The following is a 16,369-nucleotide window of genomic DNA, read 5'->3' on the forward strand; positions in this document are numbered from 1 at the left end:
ACTCGGTTAACTAATGGCTGGGCAAATCAAATTGCCCGGGCGGCGGCAGGCGTGGGTCGCAGCCGGTAGACAAGCAAACCAAGCCCGCCACCGACGACGAGTATCGACGCCATGATGTACATCGCTGCGTGGGTGGTACCGGTGACTTGCGTCAGCCAACCGACGACAATCGTGCTGAAGAAGCCGGCAATGTTGCCCAGTGAGTTGATCAATGCCACGCCCGTCGCGGCGGCAGCACCGCCGACCACGGCGCTGGGCATGCCCCAGAAAACCGGCAGGCTGCTGATCATCGCGGCCGTGCCGATGGTCAGGCCGATCATGCCGAGTACCAGGTTGTCGCCGAAGTAAGTACCGAAGGCGATGCCCAGTGCGCCTATGCCGGCGCAAATTGCCAGATGCCAGCGGTATTCGCCATGCCGGTCGGAACTGCGCCCCACCAGGATCATGGTGATGATGGCCGCCGCATAGGGGATGGCGCTGAGCAAACCGATGACGGCCGGTTGTTGCACGCCACTGTTGCGAATGATGGTTGGCAACCAGAAACTGATCACGTATTGGCCCAGCACCAGGCAGAAATACACGGCGCCGAGCAGCCAGATCTGCGGGTTGAGCAAACCGTCGCGCAGGCGATGGCTCTGCTTCTGCGAGGCCTCACGGTCTATGGCCGCCTGCATGCCCTGGCGCTCTTCAATCGTCAGCCAGTGCGCATCGGCAATCCTGTCGCGCAGCAGGAAAAACACCGCAGCCCCCAGCGCAACGGCTGGCAGTCCCTCAATCACAAATAGCCACTGCCATCCGGCGTAACCGGCGACGCCGTTGAAGTGCTGCAGGATAAGACCGGAGATCACCGCGCCCAACATACTCGAGACCGGCAAAGCCATGATGAACAGCGCTGTCATCACGCCGCGACGATGGCTGGGAAACCAGGTGGAGAGATAGAAGATGATGCCGGGAAAGAATCCGGCTTCGGCAATACCGATCAGAAAACGCAGTACGTAGAAGGCCAGCGGCGTTTCGATAAACATCATCGCCGCCGACAGGAAGCCCCAGCTGACCATGATGCGCGCGATCCAGCGACGAGCGCCGAAGCGATGCAAGGCGATGTTGCTGGGGATTTCGAACAGCAAATAACCGACGAAGAAAATACCCGCGCCCAAACCGTATACCGCTTCGCTGAACTTAAGGTCGTCGAGCATCTGCAACTTGGCGAAACCGACATTCACCCGGTCCAGATAAGCCACCAGATAACAGAGGATCAGCAGCGGGATTATGCGCCAGGCGGTTTTGCGGTAGGCGGATTTCAGGGCATGGTCGGGCATCACGCCCGTCGGGAGTGGAGGTTGGTTCATGTCTGGCCTCTTTATTGTTGTTGTCGAAGCGAAAATGAAGCGGTTGTTCAGGGTGCGGGCAGTAAACGTGTGGAAGGCCACTCGCCGGATCGGCACATGTCGTGCACGACCTGGGTGATCAGTTGCGCAATGAGCGTGCGTAAATTGCTCGCCGGTCGCGTTCCGCAGGTGCAAATACCCAGTGTGCGAAACACGCCGGGCGCGGCGAAAGGGTGAGCCTCCAGCCGTCCTTCGGCCACCTCGCGCAGCACCAGATTGAGCGGCATGATCGTCGGTCCGATGCCGGCCTCTACCGCGCTTTTAAGGATGTAAACCGAGTTGACTTCCATGGCTACGGCGGCCGGCGCTCGCTGCTGCTGTTCCAGTGCCTGATCGACGATGGCGCGGGTGCTGTGGCTGTGCGCCCGACTGGGGAAGACCAGCGGACGCGCCACGCCTTGGGCCAATGTCACCTCGCCAGGTGACGGTGCCTCGGGGTCGTGAGCGTGATGGATCAGATAGAGGTCCTCTTCTATCAGCGGTGTGAAGCTCACTTCCGCCGGCAATCCGCTTGGCGTAAACAACGCGATGTCGACACTGCCACGGATCAACTGGTCGACCAGATTGCCGGTCAACTCTTCATTCAATTGCAGCTCCACCTGTGGGTAGGTCCGGCCGACTGCCTGCAACAGCGGCAGCGCAACGATCGGCGACACACTCTGCGGCAACGCCACCACGATGGACCCGGTCAACACACCATGGCCCGGCAGGACCGCCGCTTTGGCGTCGCGCAATTGCTTGAGAATGCCCAACGCGTATTCGTAAAACACCTTGCCGGCTTCGTTGATGGCGATGCCGCTGTTGCCGCGATGGAACAAGGTCACGCCCAGTTCGGCCTCAAGCGCACTCATCTGTTTGCTCAGCGCCGATTGCGCAATCAGCACCTTGCGAGCTGCCGCCGACAGGCTGCCGGCATCGGCGACCGCGACGAAGTATTTGAGTTGGCGGATTTCCATAAGCGAACCTCTGGCGACGCGGTTACGCGAGCGGTGTGCCACGGCAAAAGATCTTCCCGGGGTTCATCAATTGCTGCGGGTCCAGCGCGGCCTTGATGGCGGCCATGGCGTCGACCCCGTGCTGGCCGAACTCCGCCAGCAGGAACGATTGCTTGGTCAGGCCGACGCCATGTTCACCCGTACACGAACCGTTCATGGCGATGGCGCGGTCGGCCAGGCGATGGGCGACGGCGGCGGCGCGTTCGATCTGATCGGGGTCATCCGGGTCGATCAGGATCACCGCGTGGAAATTTCCATCGCCGACGTGGCCGAAGATGGGCGCGAGCAGATCCTGCTCACGCAGATCGGCGGCGGTCGCTTCGATGCATTCAGCCAGTCTTGAGATTGGCACCACTGCATCGGTGGTCACCGAGCGGCAGCCAGGGCGCAGCGCCAATGCTGCGAAATAGGCATCGTGTCGTGCCTGCCACAGGCGGGTGCGATCTTCCGGGTGGATGGCCCATTCGAAGTCCTGGCCACCTTGATCGTCGGCCAGCATGCGCAGGGTTTCCACTTGTTCCTTGACACTGGATTCGGAGCCATGCAACTCGAAAAACAGGCACGGGACTTCTTGTAGTGAGGTCTTGCTGTAGGCATTCAGCGCACGAATTGTCAGCGCATCGATCAGCTCGACACGCGCCATCGGAATGCCCAACTGAATCGCCTGAATAACCGTGCGCACGGCGTGATCGACGCTGGGGAAATTGCACACCGCCGCCGAAATGGCTTCAGGGATCGGATGCAGTTTTACCGTCAATTCGGCAATCGTCGCCAAGGTGCCGCCGGAGCCCACCAGCAAGTGCGCCAGGTCATAACCGGCCGAGGATTTACGCGCTCGACCGCCAGTTTGCAGCACTCGGCCATCAGCGAGAACGGCAGTCATCGCCAGGACATTCTCGCGCATTGTCCCGTAGCGCACCGCGTTGGTCCCCGAAGCGCGGGTTGCCGCCATCCCGCCCAACGAGGCGTCTGCGCCCGGATCGATCGGGAAGAACAGCCCTGTCCCGTGCAGCGCGGCATTCAACTGCTTGCGCGTCACCCCCGGTTGCACTGTGACGTCCATGTCGTCGACACGCACTTCAATGATCTGGTTCATGCCCGACACATCAATGCAGATGCCGCCGTGCACCGCATGCAGCCAACCTTCCAGCGAACTGCCGCTGCCGTACGGAATGATCGGCACTCGATGGTCGTGGCAAAGCGTCTGCACGCTGACAATTTCCGCCAGGCTGTGCACAAAGGCCACAGCTTGCGGCGGCATCGGATCAAGGGCGGAAATGTCGCTGCCGTGGTGTTCACGAACACTGGCCGAGCAATTGAACCGATCACCGAGCAGCTCAGTGAGTTCGTCGAGCAGCGTTGCTGGCAATGTCTGGAAATCGAACGTCTGGATCGCAGGGCTTTGCATGCGGCATCTCCTGTTGTTTTTGTTCGTGCCGACTCGGTACGGGGGAGTGGCTATATCTTAGCCGCATGGTTGGGGTAGTGGTTGTGCAGATTAGAGATGGGGCTATCGCCACGGCAGATGACGGGCGAAGGGTAGACGTATTGACATATCGGGAAATACCGATATTATCGGGGTATGGACTTACTCGAACTATTTAAAGCGCTCTCGAACCGTACACGCCTTGAAATCCTCAAAGGCCTGAAGGATCCGGCCAAGCACTTTCCGCCACAGGATGAAGGTGATGTGCACACCGTGGGCGTCTGCGTGAGCAGTATTCAGGAAGGCGTGGGGCTGTCGCAGTCGACCGTGTCAGATTATCTTGCAACGCTGCAGCGAGTAGGCCTCGTCGAAGTCAGGCGCATTGGCCAGTGGACCTACTACAAGCGTAATGAAGCTACCATCAGCGCTCTTGCGGAGGTCATAGGTAAGGAGCTGTAGATATTTTTATCACGACATATCGACAAATCCCGATATCCCTTTTTACCGAAATGAGGTAATACTATGAAAATCGGATAGCGCGTAAGGCAAGTCTCTCAGGTACACACCGCACGGCGCAGCGTGCTCGCTGTGGGGAAAAACCGAATAATTTTTTTGATCCATGATATCGAGAAATCCCGATATCCCTTTTTATCGAAGTGAGGATGTAAAAATGAAAGCATTGTTGCTCAAATCATTTGGCGGGCCGGAATCGTTCGAACTCAGCGAGGTGCCAACGCCTGTTCCGCAAGCGGGGCAAGTCCTGGTGCGGGTACACGCAACCTCCATCAATCCCTTGGATTTCCAGGTGCGGCGGGGCGATTATCCGGATCTGGTGCAGTTACCGACCATTACAGGCCACGACGTGTCCGGAGTTGTTGAAGCCGTCGGGCCGGGTGTGAAGTCCTTCGTGCCTGGAGACGAGGTCTGGTACACGCCGCAAATATTCGACGGGCCAGGTAGCTACGCCCAATACCACGTTGCCCACGAAAGCATTGTCGCAAGGAAGCCAGCCTCGCTGAGTCATCTTGAGGCGGCAAGCCTGACGTTGGTGGGCGGTACCGCATGGGAGGCACTGGTGGTGCGCGCGGCGCTCAGAGTCGGAGAAAGCATCCTGATACATGGCGGCGCGGGAGGCGTCGGCCATGTTGCGATCCAGGTGGCAAAAGCCATAGGCGCAAAGGTGTTCACGACCGTGCGGGAAGCAAACTTCGAGTTCGCAAAAAGTATGGGCGCCGATGTGATGATCGACTATGAAAAAGAAGATTACGTCGACGCCATCATGCGGGAAACGGCGGGTCGCGGAGTTGATGTGGTGTTCGACACCATCGGCGGTAATACCTTGTCGCGCAGCCCCGACGCGCTCGCGCAACTGGGCCGAGTGGTCTCGATTGTGGACATAGCTCAGCCGCAGAACGTCGTTCAGGCCTGGGGCAAGAACGCCAGTTATCACTTCGTGTTCACCAGACAGAATCGCGGCAAGCTCGATGAGTTGAGCGCCCTCATTGAGCGCGGTCAGCTGCGGCCGCATGTTGGCGCCGTTTACTCGCTTGCCGACATACCGCTCGCCCATGCTCGCCTGGAAAGTCGTGACAACGGTCTTCAGGGAAAAATCGCCATTTCAATCGAGCCATAGGCTTCGCTTGCAAGTGCGTATTTTTAACCGCAGAACTCATTGATAAGAGGCATGCCATGATTTATGAAATCGCTCTGCTCCCTGTATATCAGGACCACATCGCAACGTTCAGAAGTGCCTTTGTTGAAGTCGCGCCACTGCTCACCCGTGCGCAGGGCTATCGCGGTCACGTGCTCGCGCAAGGCATCGAAACGCCTCACCGGTTCAACCTGATTGTGCGCTGGCAATCACTCGAGGACCACACGCCAGGCTTTGAAGAAAGTGAAGACCATCGGCTGTTCATGGAGGGTTTGCAGGATTATTTCTCGGAAGAACCGACGGTGTATCACGTTGAGGGGCCCGCTTTTGCTATAGACGAAAATGATGCACTGGCCCGTGCCATTGACATCGGTGATACCGGCACTAAAAGTACCTAGCGTGGGATTTATCCGGCACACAGCAGCTTTGGGTGCAGTTGTACCGTGCACCTGTCACCCGGAGCTGTTCAAACAGGGAGTGTTGGGGGATTGGAGATTTACGACGCCATTGGAGGGACGAACACACGATAAAGGCGGGCAAAGACAAGGTCGCGTATGGCGACGGACCTGTTGTTCACCAGGTGCGGGGATGCACGCCGGCGCTTCGCAGAAAAAGCAGGCAGGTGAAACTGACAGCACAGTGTCTTTGACTGGTCGGTGCAGGTTAGAGGGTTGCAGGGAGGCAAAAAGAATGGATTGCGGGTTATTGAGCGGCAGTTGATGCCGTTGCTTTGCGCACTGTGCGGGCGCAGGCATACAGGTAACGCAAGGTCGGTTTGCAGCTATCGAAGAACAGCGTCTGCCAAGAATATTCCAGCATTTTCCGGTATACGCCCATCACCTCGACATGTTCGGCTCTGCGGGAAAACGCATTGAGAAAGTCAGTGTGATTCCCCAACACGAAATCGATCCGTTGTTGCTTGCTCAGCTGTTCGCCATAGCGGGCAAGATACACTTCGATGAACCTGATCTTGTTTTGATAATACTTCTTCGGTTGCGCGGTCATGTTGCCGCCGTTCACCGTGCGCTCCAGCAAAACCTGAGGCACCGTGTGAATCTCCCAGTGCTCGGCAATGCGAGTCCACATGTAACGATCTTCAGAGTAACGCAGGCTGGCATCGAAGCCGCCGAGTTGCATCATCACGTCGCGCTTGACCAGCGCGGTGGATACGCCATTGACCACGTTGGCGTGGATGAAGTCGAAGAAATGCCGGCCGTTCTTGCGAATGTTGTCAAACTGCCGCCGACCGTCGCTGTAGTTGACCTGCGTGAAGCAGTCGATCAATCCAACCGGCCGACCCTGAAGACTGAGTTCCTCATACAGGGCCAGTTGCAGCTCCAGCTTCTGCGGGAGCCACTGATCATCGGCATCCAGCATTGCCACAAAAGTCTCTTCAGAATGTCGCAGCCCATGATTACGGGCACTGGCCTGGCCTTCGTTGGCTTGCTGCAACAGCGTCAGACGAAACGGCGCCATAAAATCCCTTACCCGCTGCGGCCCGTCATCGGTGGAACCGTCGTCGATGACAATGACGTGATCCGGCAGTCGGGTTTGATCAATCAGGGACGCCAGTGTCTGCTCAATGCTGGCGGCACCGTTGTACATCGGGATCACAACGCAGACTGATTGCGATAGAGGGGCGGGTTGATCTGGCATGGGTGTTACTCCTTTAGTTACGCCATGGCTATATCGCAAGGAAATGCCCTGTCAGGAGAAGGCTTGGGCAGGGTTGCCTGTCGCAAAGGTCAGGTGATGTCGGAGAGAGTTTGCTCAAGGGGCATTTGCGCAGGCAAAGCTACCGCATGATCCTTGTTGGGGATCGTGTCAATAACGGTTTACGGAGGTCGCTCTGGGGAAGAGCGTAAGCTGCGCAAGTGCCACGCATGTCATTGTTGACGGACAGTTTTAGTTATTGACCAGTCCTGAGAAACTGTCAAATGCCCCTTGTCAAAAAAATGCCTTTTATCCAGATCCAGCCGAGGCCGCCTCGACCAACTAATTGTTTTAACTAATAAAAATGTCTATTAATAAATTTAAACTTTTCGGCCAAATTAGAGTCTGGCGAGGGCAGAATGCAGAGATCTTCAGTTGCCTTCATCCTGGTAGGGGCCAAACGGTTTTTAATGCTTCTTCCAGATATTCAAATCGTGCCGAACAGTCACATCGCGAAGCCAGCGTCACGAATGACCGATGGACCTCAAGCCCACGCCCCACCGGCCGATAAACATTATGTCGACGGCTCCCGGCCGCGCCTGCTGCTTTGAGTAAACCAAGGTAATCGTCCATGGCTTCACCACTTAACCGCCTCGTGATGTTCAGCGTCCTCGTGTTTCTGGCTGCCTGCGAGTTTGCGCCGCGCGCCTACGCGGAGCCGGCACTACGAATCGTCACGGAAGAGTTGCCGCCCTACAACATGACGCAAAATGGCAAGGTCACGGGCATGAGCACCGAGGTGGTTCAGGCCGTGCTCAAAGAGATTGGCGTCGAAGCGTCGATTCAGCCGATGCCCTGGGCGCGTGCGTATGAGCTGGCACTCAATGAAAGCAATGTGTTGATTTATTCGATCGCCCGGACGCCTGCGCGTGAGCAGCTTTTTCAGTGGGTTGGGGCGATTGCGCCGACTCAGTGGTACATCTTTTCCCTGGCGGAGCGGCCGGTAAAGCTCATCTCGCTGAACGACGCTCGCGGTCATCAGATCGCCACGGTCAATCAGGATGTGGGCGAGCAATATCTGATTTCGAAAGGTTTTCGTATCGGTGAAGAACTGCAGTCGAGCACCAAGTACGAACACAATTACCGCAAGCTCAAGGTAGATCACGTTGAGCTGTGGATTTCCAACGAACTTAACGCGCTGTACCTGACCCGCCAGAATGGCGAGGACCCGGACAAGGTCCTGATCCGTTCGCTGCCGCTTCCAGAGCTCACCAGCGAAGAGGGCTTGAGTATGGCGTTCAGCCGCAATACGCCCGAGGAGACTGTTGAGAAATTTCGTTCAGGCCTGGACACCATCCGGCGCAATGGCGTTTATGACGCCATCATGCGCAAGTGGCTATGACCGGGTGGACAATTTCGAGCGTTCACCTGAAGAAACTTCATCTCAAGAAACTGAAAAAAAGAAATTCAGTTCACTGGGGCGTCGCCTGGTCATGGCGACGCTTTTATTTTGTTTGCTTTTTACGTTGGCGATGGTCTCGTTGCGTACCTGGATCGCTTGGGAAAGCAATCTTGCGGACATGAACTCCGAACTCGTCCTGATCGATCAGGTGTTCCAGAACACCTTGTCGCACGCCATCTGGGAAATGGACCGTGAGTCACTGAACAAGCAGCTCGCCAGTGTCGCCAGCGCCGCGCCGGTCGGGCGTGTGGTGCTGAACATCCCGCGGCCGGGTCAGTCGGATGAAGTCATCGAACTGAACAGATATGCCAACGCCACGTCGGACGAGGCGCCGGTGCTGAATCGCCAGCTCGTTGCGCAGCCTTATGCAGGCGCCCACGAAGTTGTCGGTGAGCTGACAATCGAAGGCGATGCGCATTTGCTTCGAGAGCGCCTTTGGGGCGAAGCGCGCGGCATCGTGATTACGCAAGTGATCCAGTCGCTGTTGCTGGCCGGGTTGATCATGACCATGTTCAATCGACTGGTGACTGTACACGTCGTACACATCGCACGGCACCTGGGTCGACTCGCGCCGCAATCGCTTGGCAATCACCTCAGGCTGCAGCGCACGGTACGGCGTCAGGACGAGCTCGGCCTGCTTGAATTCCAGGTCAACGAGCTGCAGGACAACCTCCACGCTCACCTGGAGCGTCAACGTACGGATGAACTGGCGATTGCCTCCAGCCGCGATCATCTGGCCGACCTGGTCGAAGCGCGCACCGCGCAGTTGAAGGCCGCCAATCAATCTCTCGAAGCGCTGTCGCGTCACGATGCGCTGACCGGGTTGGCCAACCGTCGCTATTTCGACGAACTGAAAGAAGTGGAATTCCGCCGTGCCATGCGTCACCAGACACCGTTGGCGGTGCTCATGTGCGACGTCGATTTCTTCAAGCTTTACAACGACACCTACGGCCACATGCTGGGTGACGAGTGCCTGAAACAGGTCGCTGAAACCTTGAGGGGCGTTTTCGGACGCTCCGGCGAACTGGCTGCCCGGGTCGGTGGCGAGGAATTCGTCGTGGTCCTGCCGAACATCAATGCCGAGCAGGCCTTCAACGCTGCACAACGACTGCGTGAAAGCCTGGCTGCGCGCGAATTGCCACACAGTGGCTCGACGGTATCGCCCTTTGTGACGCTGAGCATCGGAGTCGCCGAGCTGGACCCCCAGACCATGGACCATTTCGACCAATTGCTGCAACGCGCCGATCAAGCGCTGTACCGGGCGAAATCCCAAGGACGCAATCGCGTCGCCTTATAATCCAGCGTGGCCATGAGGTCTGTATGCAATTTCGAATGACGTTTTGCGCATGCCTGTTGCTGGCCGTGGTCAGCCTGCAATCCAGTGCCGAGGGGATAGACGTGGTGACCGAGGACTCGATGTACGCTTATCCCAGTGACGGCAAGGTCGGCGGGCCGGGGACGCGCATCGTTGAAGAAACCCTGCGAGGCGCTGCACTGACTGAGTATCGCCTCTCGCTATATCCGTGGGCAAGGGCCTACGAAAAGGCCTTGCACGAGCCGAACGTGCTGATTTATCCGTTAACCCGCACGGCCGTTCGTGAGGATTTGTTCAAGTGGGTGGGCGAGATCGATCAGGTTGCAATCAAGTTATACAAATTGCGCGGGCGCATCGATATCGCGCTGGACAGCCTGGAAGATGGCAAACGCTATACGGTCGGTGTGGTGCGTAACGATACCAAGCAGATTTTCCTCGAGCAGAAGGGGTTCACTCGGCTGGTTGTATCCACCGACAATCACGACAACTTTCAAAAATTGCTCAACGAGCAAGTCCAGTTGCTGCCGATGTCGGAGAACTCGGCACGGCTGGCCAGTAAGGACGCGCAGGTAGACTTCAGCTTGCTGGAGGAAATCTTTACGATCGAAGAGCAGCCCGCACGGATCTATATGGCGTTCAGTCGAGAGACTCCGGACGAAATCGTCGACAAGGCCCGGCGTTCATTCGAGCAGCTTGAAGCTTCCGGGGCAGTGGTGCGGATGATGAGTGAAGGCAGGCCTTCAAGATAAAGGGCAAACGCTGCGGCTACTGTATAAAGCTGAGGCCCAACCTGAATGGAGAGCAGTATGTCGCCTAGCGAGTTCGTCGAGCGGGAAAGTGCGGTCCTGGCGTTGTCCATGGTCGGGGACCTGAGCATGGGCCAGCCGTTCGATCAGTCGCGGCGCACGGCACGCCTGGTGCAATTGCTCGCTCGCACGTGTAACGGTGATGGCGAGCACGTTGAGGTCGGGCGTCAAGTCGCGTTGTTGCGCTGGTCGGGATGCACCGCCAATGCGGAAGGTTTCACGCGCCTGCTGGGCGACGACGTTGAAGGCCGGAATGCCATGCTCAGTCACACGTTGGGCGCTGCCGGCCTGAGAGCGATGCGCAGGTCCACGCCTTTGGCGCAGGTGCATTGCGAAGTGTCCGGCGATATTGCGCGGACGTTGGGGCTCGGCGCTGGCGTCGAATCGGGCCTGCGTAACGTGTTCGAGCAGTTCGACGGTGGGGGCAGGCCATTCGGGCTGAGTCATCCTGACGTGCCTGAAGTGGTGTATCAGGTTCTGCTGGCCGGCGATCTGGAAATTCTCTCGCGGGTTCACGGAATCGACGTCGCCGTGGAATTGATCGCCAGCATGCGTGATCAGCGTTATCCCAAAGCGCTGGCAGGCGAACTCTTGCGGCATGCCGCCGATTGGCTGGAACAGTTGCGCCTGCCTGCGCAAATGCCGGCGAGCCCGCTTAAAGAACAGGGCAATGTTCCGCTGACGCTGGTCGGGGATGTGATCGATCTCAAGTTGCCCTGGCTCGCCGGGTACTCGCGGCGTTCGGCCAGCCTGGTGCGGGCGGCGTCGCGGCTTTCGGGCTTGTCGCAAACGTCCACGGACCAGTTGGGTCAAGCGGCGCTCATCCACGGCATTGGCAAAGCGGCGGTGCCCAATCGCATCTGGAACACCCCGGCCGCGCTGCTGGAGGGCGATCTCGAGCAAACGCGTCTCGTGCCTTACTGGACTTCACGCGCCTGTAGCCAGATTCCCGCCCTTGCCGAGTCGGGGCAATTGGCAGCGCATGCTTATGAGAGGTTGGATGGCAGCGGCTGCTTCCGTAATCTGAGCGCGAGTTCGCTGAATGCCGAGCATCGTTTGCTCGCCGTTGCACTGGCCTGGGAGGCGTTGCGCAGCCAGCGACCGTGGCGACCGGCGTTCAGTGAGGATGAGACGACGCGTCTGTTGCTCGAGGAAGTGGCGCAGGGCCGCTTCGATTCGCGCGCATGTCAGGCCGTTATTGCCGCAGCGCGCGGCGAAACGTCAGTGCCGGCGGCGAAAGCCAACGGCAGTTTGCTCAGCGAGCGCGAAACTGAAATTCTGCGTTGCATCAGTCAGGGGGGCAGCAACAAAGAGGTCGCCCGTCAGCTGCAGATCAGCCCCAGCACTGTGCGCACCCACGTGGAAAGCGTGTTCCGCAAACTGCAATGTTCGACACGGGCTGCGGCGACACTCAAGGCGCTGACCTTAGGCCTCATTTAAGGCTCGGACAGGCTCTATCGTCACCGGGGCCGATCGCTCCGGCGAGTCCGCCCATTTCAACATCCCGTCCAGCACCGGACACAGCTTTTGGCCCCACATCGTCAGGCGATAATCCACGCGAGGCGGCTTTTCGTCATAGACGGTGCGGATCACCAGCCCGTCGTTCTCCAGTCCTCGCAGTTGTTGCGCGAGCATCTTTTGCGAGATGCCGCTGACAGCCCGTTCAAGGTCTGAGAAGCGCTGAACCTTGCCATCGAACAGGTGAAACACAATCACCAGTTTCCATCGGCCGCGCAGTAACGCGAGCACCGCGTTGACATCTTTCGCAGCCGAATCCGGCGTGTAGATTTTGCTCTGGCTCATGGCAGTCACTTACTTTTTCGTGCGTTCTTGTCGGGTTTTGCTGAAGCGCTGATCATGGGCACCTGCTTACCCATCAGGAGTACCTGTCGATGAATATCACTCAGCACCCAGCGATTGAAGCATATTTTGCCCACGAGTCAGCGACCGATCTCGCCACGCTAAGCACAGCGTTCGCGCACGATGCAGTGGTGAAAGACGAAGGCGAAACCATTGTTGGCCTGGATGCGATTGCAGCATGGCGCACTGCAGCGAGAAAGAAATATCAATACACCGTAGAACCACTCGACAGTCAGGAAGATGATCAACGATCGGTGGTCAGGGTGCGGCTGGCGGGTAACTTTCCGGGCAGCCCGGCGGTGGTGAATTTCACTTTCCGAGTGCGTGACGCGAAGGTCGCGGCCCTGGAGATCGGCTGATGACTTCAGATAATGGATTGACCGGGCGCCGCGCACTCGTGACCGGCGGCACCCAGGGGATAGGCAAAGCCGTGGTTCAAACCCTCCAGGCGCAAGGTGTCGAGGTGCTTGCCGCCTCCAGAAATCGTCCGGAGTGGATGTCGAATGAGGATTTTTTTGCGGCGGATCTGAGCACGCTGCAGGGGTGCGCGGCCATTGTCCAGGAAGTGCAACGCAGGTGGAAAAACATCGACATGGTCGTGCATGTTCTGGGTGGATCTTCCGCTCCGGGCGGTGGCTTCCAGGCGCTGACCGAGGAACACTGGCGCGCTGCGTTCGACTTGAACTTCTACCCTGCGGTGCGGATAGACCGCCAATTGGCACCCATGATGCTGGCGCGAGGGGCTGGCGTTATCGTGCATGTCACCTCGATTCAGAGCCAACTGCCGCTGCCTGAGGCAACCACTGCTTATGCGGCGGCGAAGGCGGCACTGTCCAATTACAGCAAGGCCCTCTCCAAAGAACTCAGCCCGCGTGGCGTCAGGGTTGTGCGGGTCTCGCCCGGGTGGGTCGAGACAGAGGCGGCAGTGGGGCTGGTCCAAAGAGTGGCCGAATCTGCCGGGATCGACGAAGAGGCTGCCAGGCAATCGGTAATGGATTCCCTCGGCGGCATTCCTCTTGGCCGACCGAACAGGCCGCAGGAAGTCGCCGACCTGATCAGTTTTCTGCTGTCGCCCAAGGCCAGCGCGCTGACCGGCATGGAGTTTGTCATTGACGGCGGAACCATTCCGACCGTTTGACCCCTCTGGACATTTCTGCCCCGGCTCGGACAAACGACCGATACCCACACTCGCACGTCTGGCCGAGACTGATCACACCCACACAGGAGATCGCATCATGTTTAAACCAAAAGCTCTCGCCCTCGCTCTTGCCATGTCCGCCGCCGTTTTTACGGGTGCCGGTTTCGCTGCAACTCAGCAACCTTCGGTAGTGATTGTGCATGGTGCGTTCGCCGACGGCTCCGACTGGGCCAAGGTCGTCCCGCTGGTGCAGGCTGAAGGCATCAAAGTCACTGTGGTGCAGAATCCGCTCACCTCGCTGGCTGATGACGTAGCAGCGACTCAACGCGTTCTGAACAACCAGGAAAACAACGTAGTGCTGGTCGGCCACTCCTGGGGCGGCACCGTGATCAGCGAGGCTGGCGCCGACAAGAAAGTCCGCAGCCTGGTCTACGTCGCCGCGTTCGCCCCCGATGCCGGTCAAACCAGCAAGGATTTGGGTAAAGACTACCCCGCACCGTCCGGAGTGAAAGAGATCGCTGCCGACAAAAACGGCTTTCTCTACATGACGCCGCAGGGCATGGCCACTGGCTTTGCTCAAGACCTTCCTGCCGAGCAGACCGCGATAATGGCAGCCACCCAAGGCCCGATTCGCGCCTCGGCCTTTGACGACAAAACCAGCGTCGCGGCCTGGAAAGGCAAGCCGTCGTGGTACGTGGTCGCTCGTGAAGACCGGATGATTCAGCCTGATCTGCAACGAGCCTTTGCCAAGAAGATCGGCGCGCAGGTAACGGAAGTCGACGCCAGCCACGTGCCCCAGCAATCGCGCCCGGCGGATGTGGCCAAGGTGATCATCGAAGCGGTGCGCAAGACTCAGTAAGCGCACAGGCAGTACCGGTGGCTCAGGCTGCTGGTACTGCAACCCCCCCGCAGCGATCGCTCGCAACGAATGAATAGCCAAATCTCAGGGCTACTGCCTCTCGGGCAGCATCCGGCTGGATGACGCGTGGCCGCCGCTCCCTCTTACCCATTCTCCAAACAAACTGACGGATTCGAGTTGATGTCTACAAACACGGAACTACCGGCCAGCTACTTCGATTTCATTGTGTGCGGGGCCGGCACCTCCGGTTCCGTCGTTGCAGGCCGGCTGGCGGAAAATCCCGAAGTGCGGGTTCTGTTGATCGAGGCGGGCGGCTGTGATGAGCACGAGAACGTCCAGGAACCGTGCAACTGGCACTTGAATCTGGGCACCGAGCGCGACTGGAGTTTTACCGGTGCTGCCAATCCTCATCTCAACGGTCGGCAGATCCCGTTGAGCATGGGCCGGGGCTTGGGCGGCGGCTCCAGCGTCAATGTGATGTTATGGGCGCGTGGCCACAAGAATGACTGGGAAGACTTCGCGGCTGAAAGCGGCGACGAGGCCTGGAACTACGCGTCGGTGCTGAAGATTTATCAGCGCATCGAGGATTATCAGGGCGCAGCCGACCCTGCACGTCGCGGCACGGGCGGTCCGGTGCATGTCGCGCCTGCCAGAAACGTTCAGCCGATCGCCACGGCAATGATCAGCGCGGCCGGCGAAATGGGCGTTCCGGCCTTTGACGATCCGAATGGTCTGATGATGGAAGGGCGCGGCGGTGCGGCAATCAATGATTTGATCGTCAAGGACAGCAAGCGTCATTCCATCTACCGCGCCTATGTTCACCCGCGTCGTGGCCAGGCCAACCTGACTGTACTGACCGACACACTTGTCAGCCGCCTGATATTTCAGGGTGAGCAGGTTATCGGCGTGGAGACCATCAGCGAAGGTCGGCTTCAGCGTTGTTACGCCAATTACGAAGTGGTTCTCTCGCTGGGCGCGGTTAATACGCCAAAGGTGCTGATGCAGTCCGGTATCGGTCCGGAACAAGAGCTGAGGCGCCATGGCATACCTGTACGTCAGCACCTGCCGGGGGTTGGCGCGAACCATCAGGACCATGTGTCGTTTGCAGCGATTTTCGAATACGAAACGCCTCAACTCATCGGGTATGGCGGCTCGGAGGCGACGCTCTACTGGAGCAGCGACAGCGCGCTGCGCCTGCCGGACATGTTCCATTGTCAGCTCGAGTTTCCGGTCGCCAGTGCACAGAATGCTACGCTGGGGGTGCCTGAGCATGGCTGGACAATGTTCGCCGGCCTTGCTCATCCGCACAGTCGCGGGCGAATTACCCTGTCCGGCCCGGAGGTGAAGGATTCACCGATCATCCATCCTGAAACGCTGGCACACCCTGCCGATTTGCGTGCAGCCCTGGAAAACATCCGCTTCGTCCAGGAACTGGGCGCGCAGGCACCGTTCAGGGGGCTGGTCAAAGGTGAGCGTCTGCCTGCTCTCTCGGATACGAAAGGGCTGGAGCACTACGCCCGTAATGCGGCTGTGACTTACTGGCACCAGTCCTGTACGGCGAAAATGGGTCGGGATGCGATGTCGGTGGTCGACAGTCGCCTGCGGGTTTACGGCATACAAGGTTTGCGCATCGCCGACGCTTCGATCATGCCCCACATCACCAGCGGCAACACCATGGCGCCTTGCGTCGTCATCGGTGAGCGCGCGGTCGAGGAGATCCGCGCGTGCTACACCATTTGATCGCTGTGAAACAGAACTGAACTTTCGTGCCCCGGATAACTTCTCACTGCTGACCATTTCAAGCAGCAACCACCAC

16 protein-coding genes are annotated in these 16,369 nt (G+C 58.6%); 11 read left to right on the plus strand and 5 right to left on the minus strand.

Annotated elements, in window-relative coordinates; all coding sequences use genetic code 11:
• Nucleotides 1-26: 26 nt before the first annotated feature.
• The 3 genes from F8N12_RS01765 to F8N12_RS01775 are packed head-to-tail and all read right to left on the minus strand — an operon-like array spanning nucleotide 27 to nucleotide 3,791.
• On the minus strand, nucleotides 27-1,349 hold the full coding sequence (locus tag F8N12_RS01765) for an MFS transporter (RefSeq protein ID WP_150578880.1): 1,323 nt from the start codon (nucleotides 1,347-1,349) through the stop codon (nucleotides 27-29).
• 47 nt (nucleotides 1,350-1,396) lie between these two features.
• Nucleotides 1,397-2,344, minus strand: a complete 948-nt coding sequence (locus tag F8N12_RS01770) for a LysR family transcriptional regulator (protein ID WP_150578881.1) — start codon at nucleotides 2,342-2,344, stop codon at nucleotides 1,397-1,399.
• Between the two features lie 22 nt (nucleotides 2,345-2,366).
• Complete coding sequence (locus F8N12_RS01775) at nucleotides 2,367-3,791, minus strand: FAD-binding oxidoreductase (RefSeq protein ID WP_150578882.1); 1,425 nt, start codon at nucleotides 3,789-3,791, stop codon at nucleotides 2,367-2,369.
• A 174-nt stretch (nucleotides 3,792-3,965) separates the two neighbouring features.
• Between F8N12_RS01775 and F8N12_RS01780 the strand changes: the two genes are divergently transcribed.
• From F8N12_RS01780 to F8N12_RS01790, 3 genes are all read left to right on the plus strand, one after another.
• Nucleotides 3,966-4,268 carry an ArsR/SmtB family transcription factor gene (locus F8N12_RS01780; RefSeq protein ID WP_150578883.1) on the plus strand — a complete coding sequence of 101 codons (303 nt, stop codon included), beginning with the start codon at nucleotides 3,966-3,968 and terminating at the stop codon, nucleotides 4,266-4,268.
• Nucleotides 4,269-4,479: 211 nt separating this feature from the next.
• Nucleotides 4,480-5,442 carry a zinc-dependent alcohol dehydrogenase family protein gene (locus tag F8N12_RS01785; protein ID WP_150578884.1) on the plus strand — a complete coding sequence of 321 codons (963 nt, stop codon included), beginning with the start codon at nucleotides 4,480-4,482 and terminating at the stop codon, nucleotides 5,440-5,442.
• Nucleotides 5,443-5,498: 56 nt separating this feature from the next.
• Nucleotides 5,499-5,858, plus strand: coding sequence for an antibiotic biosynthesis monooxygenase family protein (locus tag F8N12_RS01790; RefSeq protein ID WP_150578885.1), 360 nt, complete (start codon nucleotides 5,499-5,501; stop codon nucleotides 5,856-5,858).
• 304 nt (nucleotides 5,859-6,162) lie between these two features.
• On the opposite strand, the gene F8N12_RS01795 is transcribed toward F8N12_RS01790, so the two are convergent.
• Complete coding sequence (locus F8N12_RS01795) at nucleotides 6,163-7,116, minus strand: glycosyltransferase family 2 protein (protein WP_150578886.1); 954 nt, start codon at nucleotides 7,114-7,116, stop codon at nucleotides 6,163-6,165.
• 628 nt (nucleotides 7,117-7,744) lie between these two features.
• Between F8N12_RS01795 and F8N12_RS01800 the strand changes: the two genes are divergently transcribed.
• The 4 genes from F8N12_RS01800 (at nucleotide 7,745) to F8N12_RS01815 (ending at nucleotide 12,136) form a co-directional block, all read left to right on the plus strand.
• Nucleotides 7,745-8,515, plus strand: coding sequence for a substrate-binding periplasmic protein (locus F8N12_RS01800; protein WP_150578887.1), 771 nt, complete (start codon nucleotides 7,745-7,747; stop codon nucleotides 8,513-8,515).
• A gap of 91 nt (nucleotides 8,516-8,606) precedes the next feature.
• Nucleotides 8,607-9,872 carry a diguanylate cyclase gene (locus F8N12_RS01805; protein ID WP_224787657.1) on the plus strand — a complete coding sequence of 422 codons (1,266 nt, stop codon included), beginning with the start codon at nucleotides 8,607-8,609 and terminating at the stop codon, nucleotides 9,870-9,872.
• 23 nt (nucleotides 9,873-9,895) lie between these two features.
• Nucleotides 9,896-10,639, plus strand: coding sequence for a substrate-binding periplasmic protein (locus F8N12_RS01810; protein WP_150578889.1), 744 nt, complete (start codon nucleotides 9,896-9,898; stop codon nucleotides 10,637-10,639).
• Between the two features lie 57 nt (nucleotides 10,640-10,696).
• The gene (locus tag F8N12_RS01815; RefSeq protein WP_150578890.1) at nucleotides 10,697-12,136 is read left to right on the plus strand and encodes an HD domain-containing phosphohydrolase; all 1,440 of its coding nucleotides are present in this window, start codon (nucleotides 10,697-10,699) and stop codon (nucleotides 12,134-12,136) included.
• Here F8N12_RS01815 and F8N12_RS01820 read toward each other — a convergent pair.
• Nucleotides 12,122-12,499 carry a winged helix-turn-helix transcriptional regulator gene (locus F8N12_RS01820; protein WP_191623094.1) on the minus strand — a complete coding sequence of 126 codons (378 nt, stop codon included), beginning with the start codon at nucleotides 12,497-12,499 and terminating at the stop codon, nucleotides 12,122-12,124. The two genes, F8N12_RS01815 and F8N12_RS01820, sit on opposite strands and share 15 nt — an antisense overlap.
• 89 nt (nucleotides 12,500-12,588) lie before the next feature.
• Between F8N12_RS01820 and F8N12_RS01825 the strand changes: the two genes are divergently transcribed.
• The 4 genes from F8N12_RS01825 to F8N12_RS01840 all read left to right on the plus strand — a co-directional run bounded on the left by F8N12_RS01825 (nucleotide 12,589) and on the right by F8N12_RS01840 (nucleotide 16,293).
• Nucleotides 12,589-12,915: a nuclear transport factor 2 family protein gene (locus tag F8N12_RS01825; RefSeq protein ID WP_150578892.1), complete on the plus strand. Its 327-nt coding sequence runs from the start codon at nucleotides 12,589-12,591 to the stop codon at nucleotides 12,913-12,915.
• Entirely contained in the window at nucleotides 12,915-13,694 is a 780-nt protein-coding gene (locus F8N12_RS01830) for an SDR family oxidoreductase (RefSeq protein ID WP_150578893.1), read from the plus strand. Before F8N12_RS01825 ends, F8N12_RS01830 begins: the two co-directional genes overlap by 1 nt.
• Before the next feature lie 97 nt (nucleotides 13,695-13,791).
• Nucleotides 13,792-14,553 carry an alpha/beta hydrolase gene (locus F8N12_RS01835; protein WP_150578894.1) on the plus strand — a complete coding sequence of 254 codons (762 nt, stop codon included), beginning with the start codon at nucleotides 13,792-13,794 and terminating at the stop codon, nucleotides 14,551-14,553.
• Nucleotides 14,554-14,733: 180 nt separating this feature from the next.
• A complete protein-coding gene (locus F8N12_RS01840; RefSeq protein ID WP_150578895.1) occupies nucleotides 14,734-16,293 on the plus strand; it encodes a GMC family oxidoreductase in 1,560 nt (519 codons plus the stop codon).
• The last annotated feature ends 76 nt before the right edge of the window (nucleotides 16,294-16,369 follow it).

Source organism: Pseudomonas fluorescens (genome assembly GCF_902497625.1).
Taxonomy (GTDB): Bacteria; Pseudomonadota; Gammaproteobacteria; order Pseudomonadales; family Pseudomonadaceae; genus Aquipseudomonas; species Aquipseudomonas fluorescens_BQ.

What these genes read in the sequence shown, in the direction of transcription:
- F8N12_RS01765 (WP_150578880.1), bottom strand. Translation starts at nt 1,349, where the DNA reads ATGAACCAACCTCCACTCCCGACGGGCGTGATGCCCGACCATGCCCTG.
- F8N12_RS01770 (WP_150578881.1), bottom strand. Translation starts at nt 2,344, where the DNA reads ATGGAAATCCGCCAACTCAAATACTTCGTCGCGGTCGCCGATGCCGGC.
- F8N12_RS01775 (WP_150578882.1), bottom strand. Translation starts at nt 3,791, where the DNA reads ATGCAAAGCCCTGCGATCCAGACGTTCGATTTCCAGACATTGCCAGCA.
- F8N12_RS01780 (WP_150578883.1), top strand. Translation starts at nt 3,966, where the DNA reads ATGGACTTACTCGAACTATTTAAAGCGCTCTCGAACCGTACACGCCTT.
- F8N12_RS01785 (WP_150578884.1), top strand. Translation starts at nt 4,480, where the DNA reads ATGAAAGCATTGTTGCTCAAATCATTTGGCGGGCCGGAATCGTTCGAA.
- F8N12_RS01790 (WP_150578885.1), top strand. Translation starts at nt 5,499, where the DNA reads ATGATTTATGAAATCGCTCTGCTCCCTGTATATCAGGACCACATCGCA.
- F8N12_RS01795 (WP_150578886.1), bottom strand. Translation starts at nt 7,116, where the DNA reads ATGCCAGATCAACCCGCCCCTCTATCGCAATCAGTCTGCGTTGTGATC.
- F8N12_RS01800 (WP_150578887.1), top strand. Translation starts at nt 7,745, where the DNA reads ATGGCTTCACCACTTAACCGCCTCGTGATGTTCAGCGTCCTCGTGTTT.
- F8N12_RS01805 (WP_224787657.1), top strand. Translation starts at nt 8,607, where the DNA reads ATGGCGACGCTTTTATTTTGTTTGCTTTTTACGTTGGCGATGGTCTCG.
- F8N12_RS01810 (WP_150578889.1), top strand. Translation starts at nt 9,896, where the DNA reads ATGCAATTTCGAATGACGTTTTGCGCATGCCTGTTGCTGGCCGTGGTC.
- F8N12_RS01815 (WP_150578890.1), top strand. Translation starts at nt 10,697, where the DNA reads ATGTCGCCTAGCGAGTTCGTCGAGCGGGAAAGTGCGGTCCTGGCGTTG.
- F8N12_RS01820 (WP_191623094.1), bottom strand. Translation starts at nt 12,499, where the DNA reads ATGAGCCAGAGCAAAATCTACACGCCGGATTCGGCTGCGAAAGATGTC.
- F8N12_RS01825 (WP_150578892.1), top strand. Translation starts at nt 12,589, where the DNA reads ATGAATATCACTCAGCACCCAGCGATTGAAGCATATTTTGCCCACGAG.
- F8N12_RS01830 (WP_150578893.1), top strand. Translation starts at nt 12,915, where the DNA reads ATGACTTCAGATAATGGATTGACCGGGCGCCGCGCACTCGTGACCGGC.
- F8N12_RS01835 (WP_150578894.1), top strand. Translation starts at nt 13,792, where the DNA reads ATGTTTAAACCAAAAGCTCTCGCCCTCGCTCTTGCCATGTCCGCCGCC.
- F8N12_RS01840 (WP_150578895.1), top strand. Translation starts at nt 14,734, where the DNA reads ATGTCTACAAACACGGAACTACCGGCCAGCTACTTCGATTTCATTGTG.